The following is a 24069-nucleotide window of genomic DNA, read 5'->3' as shown; positions in this document are numbered from 1 at the left end:
CCCGGGCGGGCGGGGCGACCGGGAGGTGTTGGGCTGTGTTTATCCGCCCCGCCTTCGGCGGGGCGGGGGCGGGGCCCTATCAACCCCGGTTCTTCACTCCGGCGCTCAGTCGCTGCGCTCCTTCGCTCTGTCGCTCCAGAACCGGGGCGGGCCCCGCCTGCTGAGGTGGACCGGCCGGGGTGGGTGGAAGGTGGGTGCTGGGGGTGGTTCGGGTGGGACGGGTCGGGCTCACCTGTCACTGCGAGTGCGCGACAGTCGGTGGCCTTCGGGCGGCGGGTTGCAAGCGGTCGGGCGCTGCGGGCGCTCGGGAACCAGAACGAAGGGGCCCGCCCAGTTTGGCAGCCATCCGGAAAGCGGACACTGCGGTGTGCATCGGCCGGTCCGGCGCACTGCGGCGGGCCGGGGGTCTACGACGAGGTCGCCGTTCACGACTTACTTCCAGGTCGAACGCGGCGCGATCTACCGGTCCGGCCGCGCGAACCGCGCTGCCCGGATGATCGACGAGAGCATCGAGCGGGGTGCCTCACCCGGCACCGCGGGTACTCGACGGTCACAGATCTCCGACGGCCGGTCTCGCGGAGCCGGCCGCTGCCTCGCTCGGGAACCGAACGGCCCCAACGACAATCGGGGACGAGGTGGAAGATCTACGCTGCGACGCACTCCGACCGGCCTGGATGGGCTCAGGTCACTGTAGGTGCTCAACGGTCGCCGAACCATGGACAGCCGACCGCACATCGCATGGGACAGGAAAGAAATTAAGGGGACCCCGCGCACCCGGCAGAGCCCGTTGACCCTTGCTGCCTTCCGGCCCTGGGGGAGTTCACAGGATGCGCGCCGCGCGGGATCCGTCGGCCAGTGTAGCGGCTACTCGCGAACCCCCGCCGCAGGGGGCGGTAACGCTCCCCCAGGACGGGTACCGGCGGGTCCCCGGCTCGCTACCATTCTTCTGAGTCGGCGGGGGATATTCCCTCACCACACGAGGGGATGGCGAGGATGACCAAGGACAATCCGCCGGAGCACGAGCGCGCGGAACAGACGAAGTGGTGGGAGACGCCGGGCGGTGGGGCCGGTGAACCGGGTCCGGGCGGCGGGGCGGGCGCGGATCCGACGATGGTGAACCCGAACGCGGCCGCGCAGTTCCCGAGCGATCAGAACCCGAATGCGGCACCGCCGTACGCGAGCGGCCGGCAGCAGTACCCGAGCGGGCAACAGCCCTACTCCAGCGGTCAGCAACAGCAGCAGTACCCGAGCGGTCAGCAATATCCCCCCGGCGGGCAACAGCAGTATTCGAGCGGCCAGCAGCATCATTCGAGCGGACAGCAGTACGCGGCTGGACAGCCGCCCTATCCTCCCGGTCCCGCCTGGCCGTCCGGGCAGCCCACGTTCCCCGGTCCCACCGGGTACGGGGCGGCCGCGGCCGCCCGGTCGCGGTCGAACAACAAAACCGCACTGATCATCGTGGGTGCCGTGGTTTTCGTGATCCTGCTCATCTGCGGGATCGGGGGTATCGCGCTGGTGAACTCCGAATCGGGCTCCGACCCGGTGGACGGCGACTACACCATGGAGAACGTCACCAACGCCTGCGACCTCGTCGATGCCTCGGTCCTGGACCAGTGGGCCACCGACCTGGACGAAACGTCCCATCAGGAGAACGCCCCGGAGAGCTACGGCGGCGGGTCGCTCAATTGCCAGGTGAACAACGAGGGCATCGATTCCAACAGTGCCCGCCTCGCCCTCGACGTCGCCTTCGACAGCAAATACGGCTCCTACGGCTATGCCGACTGGAAGAAATCCGATACCGCGACCACCGGCACCGACTACGCCTCCGGTGCGGTGACCGGGCTGGGCGACGAGGCCTACTACGCGTCCCAGGTCACCGATTACTCGTCCTTCCAGACCCTGGACTACACGGTCGCGGCCAAGGCCGGTAACGCCTCGGTGAAGGTGAATCTGTACATCACCTATGACGGCACCGTGGACCGGTCCACGGTGGACCGGATCTGCCGGGACCAGGTGAGCAGAGTCCTGGACGAACTACGCAAATAGCGGCCGCCCGACCGCCGTGAGTACAGAATCCGCCGGTGGGATGGACCCACCGGCGGATTCGGCTGCGGAGGATGCGGGATTCGAACCCGCGAGGGCTGTTAACCCAACCCGCGTTCCAGGCGAGCGCCATAGGCCACTAGGCGAATCCTCCGCCGAGCAGCATACCTGCTGGCCCGCCGCATCGTGAAAACGCCCGCTCATCCCCGTCCGGCAGCGGGCCCGGGACCGGCGGCGGGGCAGGATTCATAGCACGAATACCGTTACCCTGCAAGATATCCAGCAGTTTGCCGCGCTGATCACCCAATTGTGACGGCCGTCGCGCCTGCTCGCGCCGACGGTGCCATGATGGGCGCCGTGGATCCCCAGGTGATCGAAGTCGTTCAGAGTTCCCCGGCTTGGTGGCAGTCGTGGCTGCCGCTGCTCGGTTCGCTCGTCCTCGGCGGGGTGGCCGTGATCGCGGTGCTGGTCAACAACCGGACGAACCGGGACGCGGTCATCGCTGCCGACGAGCGCGCTCAACGTACGCTGGCCGCGGCGGCCCAGCAACAGAACGACAGTGCGAAACGCCAGGTCGATACGACCCGGCTGCAGCTCGACGCCGCCCATCATCAGGTGGAATCCGCGCATGCGGTGGCCCTCGGGCAGGCCGGTGAGAACTGGCGCCGCGGCACCGTGGTAGCCACGATCGCCGATTCACTGGGCATGTCGGGCCGGCTCTGTCAGGCACTGCGCCGGGACGAGGAGTGGACCGATGAGCTCATCGGTGATCTGATCCACGATCTCGAGGACGGTTCGGAACGAGCCAATGTGCTTCGCCTGGTGGGTTCGGATCAGCACTACAAGCAGTGGCGGCGGCTGGCCGATACGCTCTCCGACGCACTGCTGGCCGCGCTCACGCTGCAGCGCAAGAAGCTGCAGGATGCCCCGGCCGAGGAGATCCGCGCGGCACGCGACCACAAGAACCAGCTGCTCGGCGAGGTCCGCGCGGCCGAGCGCGAACTCATCGGCGCCACCCGCGAAGAGCTGGAGATCGACCCGAACTGACGAACCGCCCGGTATACCCGCTCAGCCGGCCCGCCGGATATCCCGCAGTGCGGCCCGCAGGTGACCGGCATAAACGTCCGGATCGGGTAGGACCGCGGAATCGGCGTGCAGCGACAGCGTGACCGTCTCACCCAGACCGTGGATGCCGTGGGTGATATGCATCACTGCGCCGAGAGCCGGGAAGCCGCCGGTGAAGCGGACGGGGGCCCCGCCGAAGATCAGATCCGCCGGACCGCGGTTCACACTGGAGACCACAGTCTGACCGGTGATCTCCGCGGGAACGGTATCGATCGGATAGTTCCGGACGTCCCGCCGCAGCAACACCGGCGGCAGTACCGCGGTCACCGCGTCCTGCGCGTCCAGGAGTGGATGCCGCGCCCGTATCCGCCGGGCGGCGAGATCCGCCGCGATCGCCGCGGCGCGCCGCACCGGATCGTTCTCCCCGATCGCCAGATCCACGCCGAGGCTGCGGTAGTTGTTGCGCACGCCGGGCCGCGGCGGTACCGCCATCGGCACTTGAGCACCCATCCGGGTGACCTCGTCACCGCGGCCACGCAGATAGCGTTCCAGTGCGAAGGAGACGGCCGTCAGGCCCACCACGGTGACGCTGCGGCCGGGCAGCCGGAAATCCCGCGCGGGGAACACCAGCATCCGCACCACACGACCCGCGATCTCGTCCGGCAGATTGAGCGGACCGGGCGGATATCCGGGCGCGGCCGGCGGGACCTTTCCCGCCGCGGTCAGCTCCGCGAGCTCGGTCCGGGCCCGCCCGGCGGCGAGCCCGCGTCGTAAGGTTCGCGCCATATCCGGCGGCAGCGCCAGGCCTCCGCGCAGCGCGCGCAGCGCGATCCGGGATCGCGGCACGGTCCGCGCGGCCGGTGCGATCGTGGGATCCGGGTCGCCGGTGAACAGGGCACGCGCGATCCGGGACGCGCCACGGCCGTCCACCAGTGCGTGCGATATCTGCAGGACCACCACGGTCACCAGCGCATCGGATACCGGACTGTCCCGGATACCGCGGAAGAGATGCAACCGCCAGGGCGATTCCGCCGCGTCCACCCCGGTGCCCAGCAGTGGGCCGAGGGCTTCGAGCAGGCCCGGCCAGTCCGGCCGATCGAGCCGGTGCGTCACGATCCGCCCGGGATGCGGCGCGGCCGGCGCCCATACCGGATACGAAAGGCCGGTGGGGTCGGCAGACAATCGAACGCACAGTTCGGGGATCACGGCGCACCGCTGCGCGATCGCGTCGCGCAGGCGTTCGGTTTCCCAATCGGATTCCGCGAAGCAGTAGAGGAGGAACTGGTCGTTGCGGGTTCGCCGCGACAGCCAGTACATGGTCGCGTCCGGTGGTGCCAGCGGGATCACCGGCCGACCCTAATGGATGCTGCCGAGCCGAACTCATCCGCAGTGTGCGCGCACCCGGCCGCAGCAAACGCCGCGGCACGCAGGACGCACGCGGCCGGAGCGGAGGCGGAGGTACGCAGAGCGCGCACGGCCGGAGCGGAGGCGAAGGAACGCAGAGCGCGCACGGCCGGAGCGGAGGCGAAGGAACGTAGAGCGCGCACGGCCGGAGCGGAGGCGAAGGAACGCGTGGTGTCGCGATTGCTCGCACAGGCAAAGGCCCCGGGCCGAACCGACCCGGGGCCACCTTGCCTGATATCGGGAAAACCGTCAGGCGCCGCGGACATCTCCCGCCGACACTCCGGACAGGAACTCGGCCCAGTCGCCCGGCGCAAAGGCCAGGACCGGCCCGCGTCCGTGATCCTTCGTATCACGGACCGCCACGTTGCCGTCTACGAGAAATGCGACCTCCACGCAGTTCCCGTCCGGGCCGCTGTATGAACTCTTCCGCCACACAGCACCCGTCATATCCACCTTCACGGCACTGCACTCCTTCGCTGCGTCGATAATGATATTCGATTCCTGCATAGTTCCTGACTAGCTGGTATCCGGTGAGGACACCGAATACACCGATGCACGCGCAGTAGCGAGCAAATATCCGGATTGCCAGGATCGGACTCGCACTTCCGCGAACACATCTGACGCGGTGACCAAAACCCCTAGTAAGGGGACCCCGCACCCGGAACAATAGCAGGTTCACACCGGATTTGCCGCTATCTTGCCAACTGGGACAACGCTTTTGCCAATCCTGCTAAGATGCCCTATTGCTGCGTAATTGCAGACTTATAAGGACGATTTTGCTCAAAAAACGCGCACGCTCACTAATAGCCGAAAGTGATTGTTATGTGATCGCCTCTAAAACTTTTGTCAATACCCCTACCGCAACGGCGATCGTGCCGCGGCGGGATGATGACGTCATGCCCGAACGCGATCGAGACGAGCTGGGGCGAGCCGCCAACGCCAGGCCCCGGGACCGACTGGGGCGCCCGCTGCCGCCGGGCGAACCCGGCGTACCGCGAATACCCGACGACCTGGACCTCGAACCCGCCGAAGCCCTCACCTACGCCCAGCAACTGCTGGACCAGGGGCTCGCCTTCAACGCGCACGAAGTACTGGAGTCGGTCTGGAAGAACGGCCCGAACGCCGAACGCATGTTATGGCAAGGTCTCGCGCAGTACGCAGTCGGCCTCACCCATATCCAACGCGGTAACCCCAAAGGCGCGCGCACGCTGCTCGTACGCGCCGTGCAGCGGCTGCGGACCTTCGATCCGGCCGCCGCCGGATACACGGCGGACGAACTCCCCTACGACCTCGACGGCCCCGGTCTGATCGCCCATGCCGAAACCCTGCTGGCCGAGCTCACCGGACCGGCCGGATCCGGATCGGATACCGACGACGGCGCGCGAACCGAGCCACCGGAGATCGCCGTGTCCGCACTCATGCCCCGGCTGCGCCGCGGCCTACCATGAGCCGGATGCCGCCGACACCTTCCACGTCCCCGGCCGGCCGGTACGCGCCCAGCCCGTCGGGAGACCTGCACCTGGGCAATCTGCGCACCGCGCTGCTGGCCTGGCTCTTCGCCCGCGGCAGCGGGCGCCGGTTCGTGCTGCGCGTCGACGACCTGGACCGGGTACGCCCCGGCGCCGAGCAACGCCAACTCGCCGACCTCGCCGCCATCGGTCTGGACTGGGACGGGCCGGTGACCCGTCAAACCGACCGCCTCGGCCACTACGCCGCGGCGGTGGAGCGGCTCACCGACGCCGGACTGACCTACGAATGTTTCTGCACCAGAAGGGAAATTCAGCAGGCCGCCGCCGCACCACACGGACCGCAGGGCGCCTATCCCGGCACCTGCCGCGAACTCACCCCCGCCGAACGCGCGCGACGCCGCGCCGCCGGGAGACCCGCGGCCCTGCGATTGCGTTCGACTCGTACGGATTTCGAGATCACCGATCGCCTGCACGGCCGGTACCGGGGTCCGGTCGACGATCTGGTACTGCGCCGCGGCGACGGAATCCCCGCCTACAACCTGACGGTCGTGGTCGACGATGCCGAACACGGGGTGGACCAGGTGGTTCGCGGTGACGATCTGCTCCCGTCCACTCCCCGGCAGGCCTACCTGGCCACCCTGCTCGATCTCCCGGTGCCCGAATACGCGCATGTTCCGCTGGTACTCAATACCGAGGGCAAGCGGCTCGCCAAACGCGACGGCGCGGTCACCCTGGCCGATCGGCTGGCCCACGGCGACACCGTGGAGCAGGTGGTGGGACTCCTGGCCGGCTCGCTCGGCCGCACGGGCCGCGGCCCCGGTGAACTGCTCGCCGGTTTCGACCCCGACCGGCTCCCCCGCGAACCCTGGGTGCTCGATCCCGGCAGCTTGGTGGTCTCGGGCCGCTATCCGTAACCTGGCCTGCGACCAGGTCTTCGGATTCGAGTTCAGGCAGGCGAGATGACCAGTGGCGGGTACGACCCCAGCAACCACCCCCAGGGCGGGCAGCCGTACGGGCAGCCCCCGCAGTATCCGCCGCCCGGGCAGTACATTCCGCAGCAGGAGCAGTACCCCCCGCAGCCCGATCCGTACGCTCCGCAGGCCCAGCCCTACCACCAGCAGGGTGTACCGGCACAGCCCTACGGGCAGCAGCAGGCCCCACCCGCCGCCGAGCCGGCCCCCCGCTACCAGCAGACGGTATTCCCGCAGGCGCAGTACGGGGGTCAGCAGTACGGGCAGTACCAGCCCACGTTCGGTGTACCGGGCAATCTGTGGCCGCGTTTCGCCGCCCGGCTGATCGACAACCTCATCATCGCGCTCCCGCTCGCGCTGCTGCTGAATTTCGTACTCATGCCGAATCTGACCGGCCTCACCGGACCTTCGGTCAGCTACGCGATCATCTTCGCGGTCACCCTCGTGTACTACGTACTGATGGAGTGGAAGACCGGCGCCACCCTGGGCAAGAAGATCCTCGGCCTCAAGGTCGTGGCACCGGACGGGGCGCCTACCGTCCCCCCGCTCGTCTCGCTGAAACGCAATATCTATCTGGCGGTTCTGATCGTGCCCTGCCTGGGCTGGGTGGGCGGGGCCGCTCTCATGCTCTACATGGCCGCGACCCTGGACAAGAACCCGAACAGGCAGGGCTGGCACGACAAACTCGCGGGCGGCACCCAGGTCGTCACAGCCTGAGCCCCGCCGGCCGGGTCAGGCGCCGGCGACACCCGCGACGATCATCACCACGAACCAGAGCAGCCCCAGCACGATGAGACCCACCCCGATCCAGATCCCGGCGAGCGCCATCCCGCGCCCCTCCTGACCGCTGTCCTTGATCTGGTTGAGCGAGATCGCGCCGAGGATGATCCCGACGATCGAGGTGGCACCACAGGTCACGAAACCGGCCAGCGACGTGACCAGTGAGGCGATGGCCAGGCCGTTGGTACCGCGATTGGCCGGGTAGCCGTAGGGCTGGTAGTTCGCCGGATAGCCGGCTCCTGCCGCGCCGTAGGGCGAATGGGGCGGTGTCGCCGGGTAGGGAGTGGCCGGGGGCGGAGTCCCGTAGGACGGTTGCGCGGGCGGCGGTGTGGGACCGGCTGCCGGAGTGGAAGGGTACTGCGGTGCCGACGGATAGCTGGACGGTCCGGACGGGTGCTGCGCGGCAGCGGGGTCCGATGAGACGCCCGACCCCCCGTACTGTTTCCACCACTCGTCGGATTCACCGGGATTCGTCATGAGTACAGCCTATTCGAGAGTTTGATTTGATAGTCGGGTGGAAGATTCGATAGAAACCCCCTTACCCGGCCGGTCTGGACACCCCGCGCCCGCACATGCGGCGTTCGCACCGGTGGCGCGGGGGTACTACACACCGATCGTCGCACTGTTCACCGCAACACTGATCATCTCCAACATCTGCGCGACCAAGGGGGTGCAGTTCTTCTCCGGCAGTTCGCTGACCCTCGGACCACTGGAGATCCTGCCGATAACCACCGATGCCGCGTTCTTCCTGTTCCCCCTCGCCTACATCATCGGTGACGTCCTCAGCGAGGTCTACGGATTCCGTGCCACCCGGCACGCTGTCTTCTATGGTTTCGCCGCACTGCTGCTCACCGTTATCTGTTTCGCCGTAGCGATCCGATTGCCCGCGGCAGTGTTCTACGAGAACCAGGATGCCTTCCGGACCGTCATCGGCACCACACCGCAACTGGTGCTGGCCGGACTCGCCGGTTATGTGGTCGGCCAGCTGCTCAACTCCGCGACCCTCGTACTGATCAAGGAACGGACTCGGGAGAAGTATCTGTGGGCCCGGCTCATCGGCTCGACGGTGGTCGGCGAACTCGCCGATACGCTCATCTTCTGTTCGATCGCGGCGACAGCGATCGGGATCGACAGCTGGGGCCAGTTCTTCAACTATGTGATCGTCGGGTTCCTGTGGAAGACCCTGTGCGAGATCCTGGTCATGCCGGTGACCTACCGGGTGATCGCGTGGCTGAAGAAACACGAACCGACCTACGCACCGAGCACGGCCGCCCCGCTGCGCTCCTGACCGGGACCGTTGTCCTCGGTCTCCGTGCCGGGGACAACGGATGACCCACGCTCAGGGGGTTTTGATCCTGCCTTGCCAGCGCCCGAGCGCCTCGGCACGGAACTCGTCGAAGTACCCACCGTCGATACTGGCCCGGATACGGTCCACCAGCCGGATGGTGAACCGTTCGTTGTGGATCGTGCACAGTGTCGAGGCCAGCATCTCCTTGGCCTTGAACAGGTGGTGGATATAGGCGCGGGTGTAGTTCGCGCAGGTGTAGCAGTCGCAGGTCTCGTCGATCGGGGTGAAATCCCGTTTGAACCGGAGGGTGTCGATATTGAACCGGCCGGCCTCCACATAGATCCCGCCGTTGCGCCCCACCCGGGACGGGTTCACGCAGTCGAAGGTGTCCGCGCCCGCCTCGATCGCGGCGAACATATCCTCGGGTTCGCTGATCCCGAGCATATGCCGGGGCTTGTCCTCCGGTAGTTCGTCGCAGCACCAGCCGACGATCGTGCCGAGCGCGTGTTTCTCCAGCGCACCGCCGATTCCGTACCCGTCGAAACCGGTGCCCCCCGCACCTCGGATCTCGGCCAGCTCCCGGGAAGCTTTGCGCCGCAGATCTTCGTACTGCGCGCCCTGGACGACGGCGAACAACGCCTGGTACGGCCGGTGCGCGCGCTCGGCGGTCAGCCGCTCGTGCTCATCGATGCACCGCTGTGCCCACGCGTGCGTGCGCTGAACCGATTTCTCCTGGTAGCCGCGCGTGTTCATCAAGGTGGTGAGTTCGTCGAACGCGAACATGATGTCGGCGCCCAGCTGATGCTGGATACCCATCGAGACCTCAGGTGTGAAACGGTGCCTCGACCCGTTCAGATGCGATCGGAAGGTCACTCCGTCGTCGTCCACGGTGGCCAGGCGCTCCTTACCCTTGGCGATGACGTCGTCGCTGCGCACATCGACGGTCTCCATGGCCAGGACCTTCTTGAACCCCACACCCAGCGACATCACCTGGAAACCGCCGCTGTCGGTGAAGGTCGGACCGGGCCAGTTCATGAAGGCCGCCAGGCCACCGGCCTCGTCGACGATATCCGGGCCGGGCTGCAGGTACAGGTGGTAGGCGTTGGCCAGTAGCGCCTGCGCCCCCAACTCCTTCATCGCCTCCGGGAGGACCGCCTTCACGGTCGCCTTGGTCCCCACCGGGACGAACGCGGGGGTCGCGACGGTTCCGTGCGGGGTCCGCAGCACACCGGTGCGGCCGTGCCGCCCCTCGAGGCGGGTACCGACACTGAACGAGAAACCGACGCCATCCGACACGGCCGACATCCTCTCAGGCAGTATCCATCGGGCATGAGCGAGGGCCCCGCGATCGGCACACCAACCGACGCGGAGACCGGAGCGCAGGCGGAGGTATCGCACCACCTCCTCCGGGCCCGACTCGCTCGGGCCGGTTCAGGCTTCGACCGCGGCCGCCGCGAACTGCGCGTTGTAGAGGCGGTAGTACGCGCCCTGCTGCTCGAGGAGATTCTCGTGTGTTCCGGTCTCCACGATCCGGCCCGCCTCCATCACCACGATCAGGTCGGCGTCGCGGATAGTCGACAACCGGTGCGCGATGACGAAGCTCGTGCGGTCGCGGCGCAGTTCCGCGGTGGCCTGCTGGACCAGCAGTTCGGTGCGGGTATCGACCGAGCTCGTGGCTTCGTCCAGCACCAGGATCGCCGGTTTGGACAGGAAGGCGCGGGCGATGGTGATCAGCTGTTTCTCACCGGCACTGACGCCGGTTCCTTCTTCGTCGATCACCGTGTCGTAGCCGTCCGGCAGCGCGTGCACGAAGCGGTCCACGTAGGCAGCGCGCGCGGCGGCGAGGATATCGTCGTCGCTCGCGCTCGGATCGCCGTAGGAGATGTTCTCCCGGATGGTGCCCTTGAAAAGCCAGGTGTCCTGTAGCACCATCCCGATCCGCGAACGCAGCTGTTCCCGGCTCAGCGCGGTGATATCGATACCGTCGATGGTGATGGCGCCGGAGTCGAGTTCGTAGAACCGCAGCAGCAGGTTCACCAGGGTCGTCTTGCCCGCACCGGTCGGTCCGACGATCGCGACCACATGCCCCGGTTCGGCGACCAGCGAGAGATGCTCGATGATCGGCGTCTCCGGTTCGTACCGGAAGGACACATCGGCGAATTCGACCCGGCCGCGTTCGGGCGGGCGGACAATCTCCTTCGCCGGATCCGAGCTCTGTTCGGGGGCGTCGAGGATCTCGAAGATCCGCTCCGCCGAGGCGACGCCCGACTGCAACAGGTTGGCCATCGCGCCGATCTGGGTCAGCGGCTGGCTGAACTGCCGTGAGTACTGGATGAACGCCTGCACCTCACCCAGCGACAGCTGGCCCGAGGCCACCCGCAGCCCGCCGATCAGCGCGACCAGCACATAGTTCACGTTCCCGAGGAACATCGACGAGGGCATGATCAGCCCGGAGATGAACTGGGCCTTGAAACTGGATTCGAACAGATGATCGTTGCGCTCGTCGAACTCGGCGCCGACCTGTTTGCTACGGCCGAACGCGGTGACGACCTCGTGCCCGGTGTAGGCCTCCTCGACCTGGGCGTTCACCAGACCGGTGTACTTCCACTGGTCGACGAAATGCGGTTTGGACCGTTTGGCGATCTGCGCGGTCACCACGATCACCGCGGGCACCGTCAGCAGCGCGACCAAGGCCAGCAGCCAGGAGATCCAGAACATCATCCCGAGAATGCCGATCACCGACAGCACCGAGATGAGCAACTGGCTCATCGTCTGCTGCAGGCTCTGCGACACATTGTCCACATCGTTGGTGACCCGGCTGAGCACATCCCCGCGGGGCGCGGAATCGAAATAGCTCAGCGGCAGCCGGTGGATCTTGTCCTCGACATCGGAACGCAGCCGCTTGATGACGCGGTTGATCACATCGTTGAGCAGGAAGGCCTGCAACCAGCCGAACAGGGCCGCGCCCAGGTAGAGCACGAGCACTATGGTCAGCACCCGGCCGACCTGGTCGAAGTCGATACCGGCACCGGGTACGACATTCATCCCGGACAGCATGTCGGCCATGGTGTCCTGGCCCTGGGCGCGCAGCCAGTCGATCGCCTCCGCTTTGCTCTTGTCCGCGGGCAGTTGCCGGCCGACCACACCGTCGAAGATGAGGTTCGTGGCCTGGCCGAGCAGGTACGGACCCGCGATGTTCAGCACCACCGACACGATGCCCAGCCCGATGATCACGCCCACCAGCACCCGCTCCGGGGCCAGCCGTCCCACCAGCCGTTTCAACGACGGCTTGAAGGATTTCGGTTTGGCATCCGGCGCTCCCGTAGGCGTACCCGGCCTCATCGAACCTCCTCCGAAACGAATACACGCGACCCGCGAAGATCGCAGCCGAGGTGGCGGAACCGCCCGAAGGCGCCTCCCTGTATGCGAGTACATGCGGTCCGGCGGAGGCCGTAGCGAAGGCGGAGGGATCGCCTCATCGGGCTTCCTCCACACTCAGCTGGGACTCGACGATCTCCTGGTACTCCGCGCAATCGCGCAGTAGTTCCTCGTGCGTGCCGATCCCCGCCATCTCACCGTCTTCGAGGACCACGATCTGATCGGCGTCGCGAATGGTGGTGATCCGCTGGGCCACGATGATCACCGCCGCGTCCCGGGTCGCCGGGCGCAGCGCCGCGCGCAACCGGGCATCGGTGGCCACATCCAAGGCGGAGAAGGAATCGTCGAACAGGTAGATCCGAGGTTGCCGGACCAGCGCCCGCGCGATGGCGAGCCGCTGCCGTTGACCGCCCGAAACCGTCGTCCCGCCCTGCGCGACCGGCGTCTCGAGGCCCTGCGGCATGGCCCGGACGAAATCGGCGGCCTGGGCGATCTCGAGGCAGCGCCAGAGTTGTTCGTCCGTAGCGTCCGGATCGCCGTAGCGCAGGTTGCTCGCCACCGTGCCCGAGAACAGGTATGCCTTCTGCGGTACCAGGCCGATCTGTGACCGCAATTCGGCCAGTTCGAGGTCACGGATATCGGTGCCGCCGATCTCGACCGACCCTTCGGTGACGTCCATGAGGCGCGGGATCAGGTTCAGCAGGGTGGTCTTACCGGAACCGGTGGAGCCCACGACGGCCGTGGTCTCGCCGGGCCGCACCGCGAAATCGATCCGGCACAGCACCGGTTTCTCCGCACCCGGGAAGCTGAACGCGGCATCGCGCACGCGCACCTCGGCGGGGTCGCTGTGGAACGGTTTCGGCTGGTCCGGTGAACGGACCGACGATTCGGTATCGAGTACCGAGGAGATCCGGTCGGCCGAGACCGCCGCGCGCGGTGCCATCATGGCCAGGAACGAGGCCATCATGACGGCCATCAGGATCTGCATGATGTAGGAGAGCAGCGCGGTCAGCGAACCGATCTGCATCTCGCCCGCGTCGATGGCCTTACCACCGAACCAGATCACCGCCACCGAGGTCACGTTGCTGATCAGCATGACTGTCGGGAACATCAGCGCCATCAACCGGCCGACCCGCAGCGAGATATCGGTGAGATCGGTGTTGGCCACCCCGAACCGCCAGGTCTCCAGCGGTTCGCGGACGAACGCGCGGACCACGCGGATACCGGTGATCTGCTCGCGCAGCACCCGGTTGACCTCGTCGAGCCTGGTCTGCATCTGCCGGAAGGCGGGGACCATCCGGGCGATGATGAGGCCCATACTCAGTGCCAGGGCCGGTACCGCGATCAGCAGCAGCCAGGACAGCCCGAAATCCTCGCGCAGGGCCATCACGATGCCGCCGACACACATGATCGGCGCCATCACCGCCACGGTCGCGGCCATGACGATGAGCAACTGGACCTGCTGGACATCGTTGGTGTTGCGGGTGATCAGCGAGGGCGCGCCGTACATCCCGACCTCGCGGGCCGAGAAGGTACCCACCCGGTGCAGCAGGGCCCCGCGCAGGTCCCGGCCCGCGCTCATGGCGGCCTGCGCGGCCAGGAACACCGAGGACGCGGAGGCGATGATCTGCACACCGGACACCAGCAGCATGCGCAGCCCGGCCGTCCAGATGTAGCCGATATCGCCCTTGGTGACGCCCTCGTCGATGAGGTCGGCGTTCAGGCTCGGCAGGTACAGCATCGCGATCACCGAGATCAGCTGGAGTACCACGATCCCGGTCAGCTGTTTCCGGTACGGGCCGAGGAAACCACGGAGCAGTCGGATCAACATGATGACCGAACGCTACCGTCCGAGCCGGTGGGGCGCCCCGTGATTTTTCCCGGGCCCGGGAGGTGCGGCTCCCGCCGGGCCCAGGCGCCGGGATCGCTGGTCAGCGTCCCGATGAATTCTGGGAGCCCGTTCGTCGCCATATCGGCCAGGGTCACGTTCTCCAGTACGGCGCGCAGGTTCACCCGCAGCGCGATCCACACCTGTTGCAGTGGTTCGGCAACGCCCGTGTACTGCACATCCTCGGGCCGGAGTCCGCGTACCGAGGCGAGTGGGCCCTCGAGCGCGCGGATGATGTCGGCGATCGAGATATCGGCCGCCGGGCGGGCCAGCCGGTAACCGCCGTCGGGACCGCGCCGGCTGGTCACCAGCCCGGCCCGGCGCAATTCGGCCAGTACGCTCTCGAGCACTTTGGGCGGGATCTGCTGGGCCGCCGCGATGGATTCCGCCTTCACCGCGACAGCCTGATCGGATGCCGTGATCTCGAGCAGTGTCCGCACGGCATGATCCACCTTGGCGGTGATGTGCACGACTGACCTGACCTTTCGCTGTGCCCGGGCACGATGACCCGACAAACCTAGTCGGCGTCGGGTTGCAGAGCCGCGATCGCCGCGTCCAGCAACGTCGCCTCCACCACATCATCGCCCGTGTCCTGGACTATCTCGTTCGAAATCAGCGCGACGGCCAGGATTTCCATGGCCGCGCTCGCCCGTAGCAGCCGGACCGCGTCCGGGTCGGGTCCGGCGAGCCAGTTCCGCAGTGCTTTGTTGGCGTCGACGATCACCGGGTACTGGTCGGCCAGCGCATTGATGATGGGGACGGCGTTGCGCAACATCATCTCGCCCGCGTCGCGGTGCCGGATCATGGTCCGGATATAGGTCTGGAGCACGGTCCGGCGGGCTTCGGTGCCGGGGTCGATCCGCTCCACTTCCTCGGCGAGCGCGCGCAGATCGTCGAGGAGCGGATTGACGATCGCCACGAGCAGTTCGAGCTTCGAGGCGTAGTGATAGTAGAGCGACGGCTTTGTGATTCCGACCGCATCCGCGATCTCGCGCAGGCTCGTCTCCTCGAAACCCTTGGCCACGAACAGGGGCACGGCGGCGTCCAGGATAGCCCGCTTGGTGTCTCGACCTGCGGTAACGTGTTCGCCAGTTCTGCGATTCGCCATGCTCGGCCCCTTCTCGTTCTCCCGGTGACGGGTCCGCTCGGCACCGGAAGTAGAGATTGGTTCTCCACTTAACCTACCGGTAGCCTACCTACCGTACGGTAGATACATCTGACGTCCACCGTGTAGGCGGATACACCGGCTCCGGGCACGCGAGAGCGCCCGAGCAGCCCCGGTCCGCGATAGCGACGTCGGCCGTTCGTTCGTCACAGCGCATATGACCAAACTGCCCCGGCCTCGCTAGGAGAAATCCCTCGTGTCCGTATTCCTGTACAGATGGGGAAAGTTCGCTTTCCGCCGGAAATGGATAGTGCTGCCCATCTGGGCACTCATCCTGGTACTGCTCGGTGGGGCCGCGGCCTCGCTGTCCAAACCGTTCCAGGACAGCTTCGAGATGCCGGGACTACCGTCGGAGCGGGCCACCGCGATTCTCGAGGAACATATGCCGCAGCTGGCCTCGATGTTCAGCATCGACGCCATCAACGGCACCTACGTGGTCGCGGCCCAGAACGGCAAACTCACCGACGAGCCGAATATGGCCGCCCTCGACGCGCTGGTCCAGCGGCTGAACGAACTGGACATCGTCGACCACACCGAGCCGGCCGTCAACCCGGTCACGACCACCTCGATGATGCCGGCCAGCCAGGAAGCCGCGAAGGAGCAGGCACAAGCCGCGGCCGAACTCGCCCCCGGCTCCGCTCCGCCGACACCGGAACCGAACTGCCTCGACGGGCAGAGCTCGCCGGAATTCAAAGGGCTGTGCGGCGGCGCCCCGCTGAACGTGCTCAACGAGAACAATCCGGAATCGGTCGCCGTGCTCGACGTGAAGTTCACGATGCCGACCTTCTCCGATATCACCGAGGAGAACCGGCAGGCCGCCGAGGCGATCGCCCAGGAGGCCCGCAATGCCGGGCTCACGGTGGAACTCACCGGCGCCATCGCACAGACCCAGGCCGAATCCGGCCAGGCCGAGCTGATCGGTATCGGGGTCGCGCTGGTGGTCATGATCATCGCCTTCGGCGCGATCGTGGCGGCGTTCGTCCCGATCGTCACCGGAATCGTCGGTGTGGCCTGCGCGGGCGCACTCATCCTGACCGGCACCTCGCTGACCGAGGTCCCGACCTTCACCCCGATACTGGCCTCCATGATCGGTCTGGCGCTCTCGATCGACTACGCGCTGTTCATCGTCTCCCGCTACAAACACGAACTGGTGGTACAGGATTCACCGGAGGAGGCCGCGGGTGTCGCGGTCGGCACCGCCGGTTCGGCCGTGGTGTTCGCCGGTCTCACCGTCGTGATCGCACTGCTCGGCCTGTCGGTGGTCGGGATCGGCTTCCTCACCATGATGGGGATCGGCGGGGCCATCGCGGCCGGGTTCGCGGTACTCGCCGCCATCACCCTGATGCCCGCGCTGCTCGGCGCGCTCGGCCGTTTCCTGTTCAAACCGAAACTGCCGCTGGTGGCCAAGCACGACCCCGAGGACGACGATTCGGTCACCAACGGGATGCGCTTCGCCCGGCTCATCGCCCGGGTTCCGGTGTTGACACTGGTGGTCAGCGCCATCGTGCTGGGCGCGCTCGCCGCCCCGGCCACCCAGCTGAACCTGGGCCTGCCCGGCGGTGACAGCATGCCCGAGGACTCGTCGGTGCGTAAGGCCTACGAACTGCAGACCGAAGGCTTCGGCGAGGGCAAGAACGGCGCGCTCGTGGTGGCGGTCGATCTCTCGGAGACCCCGCAGGATCAGCGCGACGCCGCGTTGACCGCGCTGCGCGACGAACTGGCGGGCTACGAGGGCGTCGACTACCTGAGTATCGCGCAACCCAGCGAGGACGGACAGGCCGCACTGTTCCAGGTGGTGCCCGATTCCGGACCGAACAGCGCCGAAACCCAGGATCTGGTCGAGCACGCCCGCGATGCCGAGGCCGCGCTGAAAGCGCAGTACGGCATGGAGTACGGCGTCACCGGTCAGACCGCCATCTACGCCGACGTCAACCATGTCCTGCTGGCCAGCATCATCCCGTATCTGGCGATCGTCGCCGCGGCCGCGTTCGTCCTGCTGCTGCTGGTGTTCCGGTCCGTTCTGGTACCGCTCACCGCCGCACTGGGCTTCCTGCTGTCCATGGCCGCGACCTTCGGCGTCACGGTGCTGATCTTCCAGGAGGGCGCCTTTGGCCTGGTGAAGGACACCCATCCGATCATCAGCTTCCTGCCCATCGTGCTGATCGGGCTGGTGTTCGGTCTGGCCATGGATTACCAGGTCTTCCTGGTGACCCGGATGCGCGAGGAATACGTGCACGGCAAGGATCCGAAGGAGGCGATGGTCAGCGGATACCACCACGGTGCCCGCGTGGTCAGCGCCGCCGCGATCATCATGATCTCGGTATTCGGCGGCTTCATGCTCTCGCCGGACATCACCTCCAAGTCCATGGGCTTCGCCCTGGCAGCGGGCGTGTTCTTCGACGCCTTCCTGGTCCGGATGGTGCTGATCCCGTCGCTGCTGGCGCTGCTGGGCAAATGGGCCTGGTGGATGCCGGCCTGGCTGGACCGGATCCTGCCGGATATCGATGTGGAGGGGACGAAGCTGCGCGAACTCCAGCAGCGTTCGAAGGCCCCCGCGGTCGAATCCGAAACCGCCGGAGTCTGATCCGGCACCAACCGAACGAACGGCCGGCGTCCCCCTCGGACGCCGGCCGTTCTCGTCCCGGTCCCGGGCCGATCTCAGCGCCAGGCGGGCAGGTCCGGCAGCGGGCGCGTCAGCGCTTCGTCCGCCCCGCGGCCGAGCAACCAGGCCAGCAGTGCCGCGGCCGGCCCCGCTACCACCTGTTCGGGCTCACCCGCCCCGATGATCGCCGTGAAACCGGAATCGGTCGCCTCGATCCCGAACGGCCGCACCCCCGGACGCCCACCCAGATCGACCGCGGCCTCGGCGAGCAGTTCCGCCACGAAATCGGCGGGCCACCGCGCGGGGGTGTAACCGGCGTCCAGATCCACATGATGGATCAGCACCTCCTGCAGCCGCATCCACGGAATCCGGGTGGCCTCGATCGGGGTGCCCTGTCTGGTGCGGACCTCCACCCGCCACTGTTCGGCGGTGAGCAGCCCCGCCATCCCGGACAGCCGGTCGGCCGACTCCACCAGATCTGCCCGCTGTTCGGCCGGTGAGCGCGGGGCACCCGCCGCGATATCGGAATCCCGCAGGGCCGCACTGGCGTACTGCGGTGTCTCCACTCCGGTATGCGCCCAGAGCAGCAGGTTGACCAGGCTGTCGGCATTGCGGGACAGATGGGTCAGGACATGACCGCGAGTCCAGCCCGGCAGCGCCGAGGCGGCGGCGACGGCCGCCGCGTCCACAGTGTCGACGGTGGCGAGGAGTTCGCGGGTGGCGTCGTTTACCGCCTGCATCCGTGCGGTGAGCAGTTCGATGAAATCGCTGGGCACGAACTCGACCCTACGTCCGCGATACGGCTACGTCCCAGTGGTTTCCGGCCCTTGCCCGGCGTCCAGGACCGACTGCACCCGGTCGGCGGCCAGTACCGGGTCCTCGTGTTCCCAGATCCGGACGACCTGCCAGCCCGCCGCCCGCAACGCGGAATCGGTGGCCCGGTCCCGGGCGACATTGCCGGCCAGTTTCTCCGCCCACCACGCGGCGTTGTTCTTCGGATCGGTGGCGTGTTCGGGGCACCGATGCCAGAAACAGCCGTCGACGTACACCGCGATCCGCCGCCGCGGGAAAACGAGATCCGCGCGGCGGCGCTGTCCGCGCAGGGGCGCGCGGTCCACGAAATAGCGCAGCCCGCGCCGATGCAGTTCGCGGCGCAGGGCCAGCTCCGGGGCGGTGTGCGCACGCCGCTGCCGCGACATCCGCGCGCTGGTCGCCGGATCGGTGGACGGTCGCCGGGAACTCGGTACCGGAGGCTCGCCGGTCATGCCGCCCAGCCGCCCATCCGATCCAGATGGGCCTGCACATCGTCGAGGAAACCGGCCGGGAACCGCAGTGATCCCATCCCGGTACGGCGCAGGAAACCGGCGGTCGCCCGCGCCGAGAGCAATTGAGTGTCGCCGAGGAAGAACCGCAGGTCCTCGTAGGGTCTGTGCACGGGCCAGGGCGAAATCGGTACCTCGTACGCGGCCCCCGCGCGCCCCCACGCCGCGCCCGGCCACGGACTACCCGGTGGTAGCGGGATATGGCCCGGTATCGGTTCGGCCGGTTCACCCAACCGCGATCCCACCCACGCCGCCATCCGCACACTCACCGCATTGCCCACCAGTTTCCAGCGCTGCCCCGGCCGGAACCCGGGCGTGCTCAGCGCCGGTTCGGTCCACCCCGCGGCGAAGCCCTGGAGCCGCTCGCCATCGGTGATCCCCGGCGTGACAATCTCCCCCGACGGCAACCGGACCGCCGGCGGACTGGCTATCCCCAGCCCCGACCCGCCCTTGAGCGTCGGGACGGCATTGACCACCCAGCCCAGCCCGCGCACCCCTTCGGTCCAGTAGAACCCGCACGGGTCGTGTTCGGTGGACCCGAGCAGACGCGGGCCGGCATCGTCGGCGAACAACACCGTCCGCGGATCCTCGGTACGTGAGGCCAGCATGAGCACCCGGTTACGGCGCTGCGGCAACCCGAAAGCCCGGGCGTCCACCACCCGATAGGCCCAGGTGTAGCCGAGTTCGTCGAGCGCCGCGGTGATATGCCGCATTGCCGCGCCCCGGCCGAGTTGCAGCATGAAGGGGACATTCTCGATCAGCAGCCAGCGCGGGCCACGTTTCCGCCGGACCAACCGGAACACATGATCGACCAGGCTCGACCGGGTGCCGGTGATACCCGCGGTCCGGCCCGCCTGCGACAGGTCCTGGCACGGAAAACCCGCCGCGACCAGTTCGGTATCCGGTGGAAGCGCGCGCAGCCGGGTGATATCGGTGTGCAGTTCGGCGTCGGGAAACCGTGCCGCCAGTACCGCCCGCGCGCCGGGGTCGATCTCACAGAGCAGCGTCGAATGCCAGCCGTGCGACGCCAACCCGAGTTCCAGCCCTCCGATCCCGGCGAAAAGCCCAACCATCCGCGCGCCCGTCACGAGGTCCTCTCTCCATCCGGTCCGGCTCCCGAAGGGAGATTACTCCGCGTATTCCACCGACCTCACAGGTCACGACGCCCGCCCACACGGACGGAAACCGGATGTTGCCGGCGCGGGTGAGAAATAACACCGCGGCATTCCGGTCCCGCACCGCGAGTCGAACACCGCCGAACGAGAGTCATTCAGCGACAAAGGCATAGAAACCGCTGGTCAAGACACTTCTCAGTGGTGCATTCAGGTCCGCGGACCGAGCCTGCGGTTCTGGCAGGATGAGCGCCATGAGGTTTCGTGTCGGTCTGGCCACCGTGGTGTCGGGCGCTTTCGCCCTGTCCGGTGCGATCCTGCCCGGCGCCGCGGCCGCCGATCCCGGCCCGTTACACACCGCACCCGCGCGGCCCGATACCGGTTCCGCCGAGGACCCCGGGCCGGTGGAGAAAGCCGAACCCGTCCCCGCCCCGCATGCCGCGATCATCGGTGTCCAGCCCGTGAACGAACGCCTGCTGCGGGTGTTCGTGGACTCACCGGCCATGCATCGCACAGTCCAGGTTCTCGTGCTGCTCCCCGCGGATCGCAGCGCCCCGCGTCCCACCGTCTACATGCTCGACGGCCGCAGCACCCAACCCGACAGCAACAACTGGCTCGACCGCGGCAACGCCGCCCAGTTCTTCGCCGACAAACCGGTCAATGTGGTGTTCACCGTCGGCGGGCCCGCCAGCTTCTACACCGACTGGCAACGCCCCGACCCGGTGCTCGGCGTCAACAAATGGGAAACCTTCCTCACCGAGGAACTGCCCCCACTGCTGGACGCCCAGTTCTCGGGTAACGGCCGCAACGCCGTGATCGGCACCTCCATGGGCGCCGAGGCGGCGATGATGCTCGCCATCCGCAGACCCGACCTGTACTCGGCCGTCGGCGCGCACAGCGGATGTTTCTCGACCGGGACCGACCTCGGCCAGGCGCAGGCCCGCGTCGTGGTCTCGACCTACAAGGGCGATCCGGAGAACATGTTCGGCGCCCCCGAGGATCCGGCCTGGCTGGCCCACGATGTGACCCTGCACGCCGCCGCGCTACGCGGTAAGGCGCTGTACCTGTCGGTGGGCAGTGGCCGTCCCGGTATCCACGACACCCTGGACAACCCGGAGACCCCCACCAGCGTGGTGATGGGCGGCCCGCTGGAGGCCGCCACCGATTTCTGCACCCGCCGCCTGGCCCAGCGCCTCGACACTCTCGGGATCGACTACACCGCCCACTTCCGCCCGGACGGAACCCATTCGTGGCCGTACTGGGCCGACGAACTGGTCACCTCCTGGCCCACTATCGCCGGCGGGCTGGATATCGACTGATCCGCGGGATCACTCGCCGCCGGCGAATCGTGCCGCGGTGCCCGGATCGGTCGCGAAATCCAGGAACAGGTCGTTCTCGTGCGGATCCCCCGCGGTCACCCGCACGCCCTCACCGGCGAAGGGCCGGATGATCACCCCGGCCGCCGCGCTCGCCTCAGCGAAATCGACGGTCGCCGCGCCCAGGGTTATCCACAGGAAGTTCGATTCGCTCGCCGGCACCCCATAGCCCGCCGCCAGCAGCGCGGTGCGCATCCGCTCGCGTTCGGCGACAACCGCCCCGGTGCGGTCGAGCAGTTCGTGGCGGGCCTCCAGCGAGGCGATCGCCGCGGCCTGCGCGACCCGGCTCACGCTGAACGGAATATGCACCTTGAGCAGCGCCGCGATCACCTCCGGGGCACCGACCGCGTACCCCACCCGGAGTCCGGCCAACCCGTATGCCTTCGAGAAGGTACGCAGGACAACCACATTCGGCCGATTACGGGCCAGCTCCACCCCGTCCGGGTGATCACCGGGTGTCATCCGCAGGTACTCGTAGTACGCCTCGTCCAGCGCGACCAGGACATTGCCGGGCACCCGGTCCAGGAACCGCTCCAGTTCGGCTCTGCCGACCGCGGTACCGGTCGGGTTGTTGGGATTGCAGACGAACACCAGCCGGGTCCGGTCGGTGACCGCGGCGGCCAACGCGTCCAGATCGTGCACGTGATCGGTCAGCGGCACGGTCACCGCGGTCGCGTTGCCGACCTGGGTGATGATCGGATACGCCTCGAACGAGCGCCACGCGTAGAGCACCTCGTCGGCCGGATCCGCGCAGGTGATCTGGACCAACTCCTGGCACAGCGCCACGCTCCCGCAGCCGACGGCGATATTCGCCGGCTCGACGCCGAGGAACTCCGCGAGCGCCGCCCGGAGTTCGCCGGACTGATTGTCCGGATAACGGTTGGCCAGTTCCACCGCCTCGGCGATGGCTTTGCTCGCGGCGGGCAGCGGACCGATGGTGGTCTCGTTGCTCGCCAGCTTGACCGCGCCGGGATGGCTGCGGCCGGGAACGTACGCCGGAATGGAATCGAGGTCCGGCCGAATGTGCGCGGTCACGTAACGAGCTTAGTTCCGGTCTCGATCGAGCCACGTTCGGGCTGCTCAACTGCTAATTCTCCCCACCCCCGCAATATCGCCCTACGCTGGGAACATGTCGGGCACTTATGACGATATCGCGCTGCTGCGGCGCGGCGAACCGGAAGCGAACGGACACGACGGAGCGCCGACAGGGGCTGCCATCAGCCCGAAAGCCGACGAACATGTGCCCATCACAGTTATCGAACCGGAAGGTTTCGCCCGGGGCGGAATCGTGCTGTTGCACGAGTCCCGGGAGTTCACCGGATCATTGCTGGAGTTCATGCGCGCCCTCGCGGGCGAGGGCTGGCTGGTGGTCGCACCGAACCTCTTCCACCGCACCACCGCGTCACCGGCCGGGGTGTACGGCGCCGAACTCTTCGAAGATTTCGACGCCTGCTTCGACTGGCTCACCCACCGTGGCGTCTTCCCGGACTGTATCGGTGTACTCGGTTTCGATACGGCCGGCACGGCCACCTTCCTGGTGGCCACCAACCGCCCCGTCGGCGCCGCGGTGAGTGTCGGCGCCACCGGTATCACCGCCCCCATCACCGACCAGGCCGAGGCACTGATCACCGCCGCCCCCCGCCTCCAGGCACCGTGGCTGGGTCTGTTCGGCGCCGAACCCAGCACCTCCGCCGACGACGTCGACTCGCTCCGCGACGCCACCGCCCGAGCCGCCGTCGCCAGCCTCGTGGTCACCTATCCCGGACTGCTGCACCGGGCCGACACCCGGTCGGGTGACGAAGATTACACCGACGAACTGGTGGACTCCCGAACCCGCATCTTCGACTGGTTCGACAGCCACCTACGCTGATCAACCAGCCGTTTTGCAGTTTTCCTACAGGCTCGGGTAGCCTTCTTGCTCGGCGGTTCGAAAGGACCGGTGCCCTCGAAGAGAAGGCTCCAGGAGGCGTGCCAGAGCGGCCGAATGGGACTCACTGCTAATGAGTTGTCCCTTCACGGGGACCGGAGGTTCAAATCCTCTCGCCTCCGCCACGCCCGGGAAACCGGGCGACAACTGAATACGCGTATGCGCCCGTAGCTCAACGGATAGAGCATCTGACTACGGATCAGAAGGTTAGGGGTTCGAATCCCTTCGGGCGCACCAAGTTTATGGTGGCTGACCAGCTCATATGCTCCGGGACAAGGA

The 24069-nt window shown here is 67.4% G+C and carries 21 protein-coding genes, 3 tRNA genes and 1 other RNA gene; 11 read left to right on the top strand and 14 right to left on the bottom strand.

Annotated elements, in window-relative coordinates; translation table 11 throughout:
• Window positions 1-755: 755 nt before the first annotated feature.
• Window positions 756-850, bottom strand: an RNA gene (gene ffs, locus ACWEWT_RS35940) — signal recognition particle sRNA small type.
• Between the two features lie 143 nt (window positions 851-993).
• On the opposite strand from ffs, the gene ACWEWT_RS35935 reads away from it, so the two are divergent.
• Window positions 994-2046: a hypothetical protein gene (locus tag ACWEWT_RS35935; protein WP_452565364.1), complete on the top strand. Its 1053-nt coding sequence runs from the start codon at window positions 994-996 to the stop codon at window positions 2044-2046.
• Between the two features lie 65 nt (window positions 2047-2111).
• On the opposite strand, the gene ACWEWT_RS35930 is transcribed toward ACWEWT_RS35935, so the two are convergent.
• Window positions 2112-2197, bottom strand: a tRNA-Ser gene (locus ACWEWT_RS35930).
• Between the two features lie 155 nt (window positions 2198-2352).
• Between ACWEWT_RS35930 and ACWEWT_RS35925 the strand changes: the two genes are divergently transcribed.
• Window positions 2353-3090, top strand: a complete 738-nt coding sequence (locus tag ACWEWT_RS35925; protein ID WP_452565363.1) for a hypothetical protein — start codon at window positions 2353-2355, stop codon at window positions 3088-3090.
• 21 nt (window positions 3091-3111) lie between these two features.
• Here the strand turns inward: ACWEWT_RS35925 and ACWEWT_RS35920 are convergent, their stop codons facing one another.
• On the bottom strand, window positions 3112-4455 hold the full coding sequence (locus tag ACWEWT_RS35920) for a wax ester/triacylglycerol synthase domain-containing protein (protein ID WP_452565362.1): 1344 nt from the start codon (window positions 4453-4455) through the stop codon (window positions 3112-3114).
• A 306-nt stretch (window positions 4456-4761) separates the two neighbouring features.
• Window positions 4762-5019 carry a DUF397 domain-containing protein gene (locus tag ACWEWT_RS35915; protein ID WP_452565361.1) on the bottom strand — a complete coding sequence of 86 codons (258 nt, stop codon included), beginning with the start codon at window positions 5017-5019 and terminating at the stop codon, window positions 4762-4764.
• Between the two features lie 389 nt (window positions 5020-5408).
• Between ACWEWT_RS35915 and ACWEWT_RS35910 the strand changes: the two genes are divergently transcribed.
• The 3 genes from ACWEWT_RS35910 to ACWEWT_RS35900 are packed head-to-tail and all read left to right on the top strand — an operon-like array spanning window position 5409 to window position 7669.
• The gene (locus tag ACWEWT_RS35910; protein WP_452565360.1) at window positions 5409-5960 is read left to right on the top strand and encodes a DUF309 domain-containing protein; all 552 of its coding nucleotides are present in this window, start codon (window positions 5409-5411) and stop codon (window positions 5958-5960) included.
• Between the two features lie 5 nt (window positions 5961-5965).
• On the top strand, window positions 5966-6895 hold the full coding sequence (gluQRS, locus tag ACWEWT_RS35905) for a tRNA glutamyl-Q(34) synthetase GluQRS (protein WP_452565359.1): 930 nt from the start codon (window positions 5966-5968) through the stop codon (window positions 6893-6895).
• Between the two features lie 45 nt (window positions 6896-6940).
• Window positions 6941-7669: an RDD family protein gene (locus ACWEWT_RS35900; protein ID WP_452565358.1), complete on the top strand. Its 729-nt coding sequence runs from the start codon at window positions 6941-6943 to the stop codon at window positions 7667-7669.
• A 15-nt stretch (window positions 7670-7684) separates the two neighbouring features.
• Here the strand turns inward: ACWEWT_RS35900 and ACWEWT_RS35895 are convergent, their stop codons facing one another.
• Window positions 7685-8209: a DUF4190 domain-containing protein gene (locus ACWEWT_RS35895; protein WP_452565357.1), complete on the bottom strand. Its 525-nt coding sequence runs from the start codon at window positions 8207-8209 to the stop codon at window positions 7685-7687.
• Between the two features lie 37 nt (window positions 8210-8246).
• Between ACWEWT_RS35895 and ACWEWT_RS35890 the strand changes: the two genes are divergently transcribed.
• Window positions 8247-9020 (top strand): queuosine precursor transporter, encoded by a 774-nt coding sequence (locus ACWEWT_RS35890; protein WP_452565356.1) that lies wholly within the window; start codon window positions 8247-8249, stop codon window positions 9018-9020.
• A 51-nt stretch (window positions 9021-9071) separates the two neighbouring features.
• On the opposite strand, the gene tgt is transcribed toward ACWEWT_RS35890, so the two are convergent.
• The 5 genes from tgt to ACWEWT_RS35865 all read right to left on the bottom strand — a co-directional run bounded on the left by tgt (window position 9072) and on the right by ACWEWT_RS35865 (window position 15394).
• The gene (tgt, locus tag ACWEWT_RS35885; protein WP_452565355.1) at window positions 9072-10325 is read right to left on the bottom strand and encodes a tRNA guanosine(34) transglycosylase Tgt; all 1254 of its coding nucleotides are present in this window, start codon (window positions 10323-10325) and stop codon (window positions 9072-9074) included.
• Window positions 10326-10451: 126 nt separating this feature from the next.
• Entirely contained in the window at window positions 10452-12362 is a 1911-nt protein-coding gene (locus tag ACWEWT_RS35880; protein ID WP_452565354.1) for an ABC transporter ATP-binding protein, read from the bottom strand.
• Window positions 12363-12495: 133 nt separating this feature from the next.
• Window positions 12496-14229, bottom strand: coding sequence for an ABC transporter ATP-binding protein (locus ACWEWT_RS35875; protein ID WP_452565353.1), 1734 nt, complete (start codon window positions 14227-14229; stop codon window positions 12496-12498).
• Window positions 14223-14756 carry an RrF2 family transcriptional regulator gene (locus ACWEWT_RS35870; protein ID WP_452565352.1) on the bottom strand — a complete coding sequence of 178 codons (534 nt, stop codon included), beginning with the start codon at window positions 14754-14756 and terminating at the stop codon, window positions 14223-14225. Before ACWEWT_RS35870 ends, ACWEWT_RS35875 begins: the two co-directional genes overlap by 7 nt.
• A gap of 47 nt (window positions 14757-14803) precedes the next feature.
• Entirely contained in the window at window positions 14804-15394 is a 591-nt protein-coding gene (locus ACWEWT_RS35865) for a TetR/AcrR family transcriptional regulator (protein WP_452565351.1), read from the bottom strand.
• 253 nt (window positions 15395-15647) lie between these two features.
• Here ACWEWT_RS35865 and ACWEWT_RS35860 point away from each other — a divergent pair, with 253 nt between their 5' ends.
• Window positions 15648-18035, top strand: coding sequence for an MMPL family transporter (locus tag ACWEWT_RS35860; RefSeq protein WP_452565350.1), 2388 nt, complete (start codon window positions 15648-15650; stop codon window positions 18033-18035).
• 74 nt (window positions 18036-18109) lie between these two features.
• On the opposite strand, the gene ACWEWT_RS35855 is transcribed toward ACWEWT_RS35860, so the two are convergent.
• From ACWEWT_RS35855 to ACWEWT_RS35845, 3 genes are read right to left on the bottom strand one after another with little or no spacing between them, the layout of a single operon-like run.
• On the bottom strand, window positions 18110-18829 hold the full coding sequence (locus ACWEWT_RS35855; protein ID WP_452565349.1) for a maleylpyruvate isomerase family mycothiol-dependent enzyme: 720 nt from the start codon (window positions 18827-18829) through the stop codon (window positions 18110-18112).
• Between the two features lie 27 nt (window positions 18830-18856).
• Window positions 18857-19318 carry a very short patch repair endonuclease gene (locus tag ACWEWT_RS35850; RefSeq protein WP_452565348.1) on the bottom strand — a complete coding sequence of 154 codons (462 nt, stop codon included), beginning with the start codon at window positions 19316-19318 and terminating at the stop codon, window positions 18857-18859.
• Window positions 19315-20448: a DNA cytosine methyltransferase gene (locus tag ACWEWT_RS35845; RefSeq protein ID WP_452565347.1), complete on the bottom strand. Its 1134-nt coding sequence runs from the start codon at window positions 20446-20448 to the stop codon at window positions 19315-19317. Before ACWEWT_RS35845 ends, ACWEWT_RS35850 begins: the two co-directional genes overlap by 4 nt.
• Window positions 20449-20741: 293 nt before the next feature.
• Between ACWEWT_RS35845 and ACWEWT_RS35840 the strand changes: the two genes are divergently transcribed.
• Window positions 20742-21806, top strand: a complete 1065-nt coding sequence (locus ACWEWT_RS35840) for an alpha/beta hydrolase (RefSeq protein WP_452565346.1) — start codon at window positions 20742-20744, stop codon at window positions 21804-21806.
• A gap of 9 nt (window positions 21807-21815) precedes the next feature.
• On the opposite strand, the gene hisC is transcribed toward ACWEWT_RS35840, so the two are convergent.
• Complete coding sequence (gene hisC / locus ACWEWT_RS35835; protein WP_452565345.1) at window positions 21816-22898, bottom strand: histidinol-phosphate transaminase; 1083 nt, start codon at window positions 22896-22898, stop codon at window positions 21816-21818.
• A 94-nt stretch (window positions 22899-22992) separates the two neighbouring features.
• Here hisC and ACWEWT_RS35830 point away from each other — a divergent pair, with 94 nt between their 5' ends.
• From ACWEWT_RS35830 to ACWEWT_RS35820, 3 genes are all read left to right on the top strand, one after another.
• Window positions 22993-23733, top strand: coding sequence for a dienelactone hydrolase family protein (locus tag ACWEWT_RS35830; RefSeq protein ID WP_452565344.1), 741 nt, complete (start codon window positions 22993-22995; stop codon window positions 23731-23733).
• Window positions 23734-23825: 92 nt separating this feature from the next.
• Window positions 23826-23915: transfer RNA gene (locus ACWEWT_RS35825), tRNA-Ser, on the top strand.
• Window positions 23916-23951: 36 nt separating this feature from the next.
• Window positions 23952-24027, top strand: a tRNA-Arg gene (locus ACWEWT_RS35820).
• Window positions 24028-24069 lie beyond the last annotated feature (42 nt).

It is taken from the genome of Nocardia sp. NPDC003963, from assembly GCF_053605105.1.
This window is presented reverse-complemented; position numbering and strand designations above follow the sequence as displayed.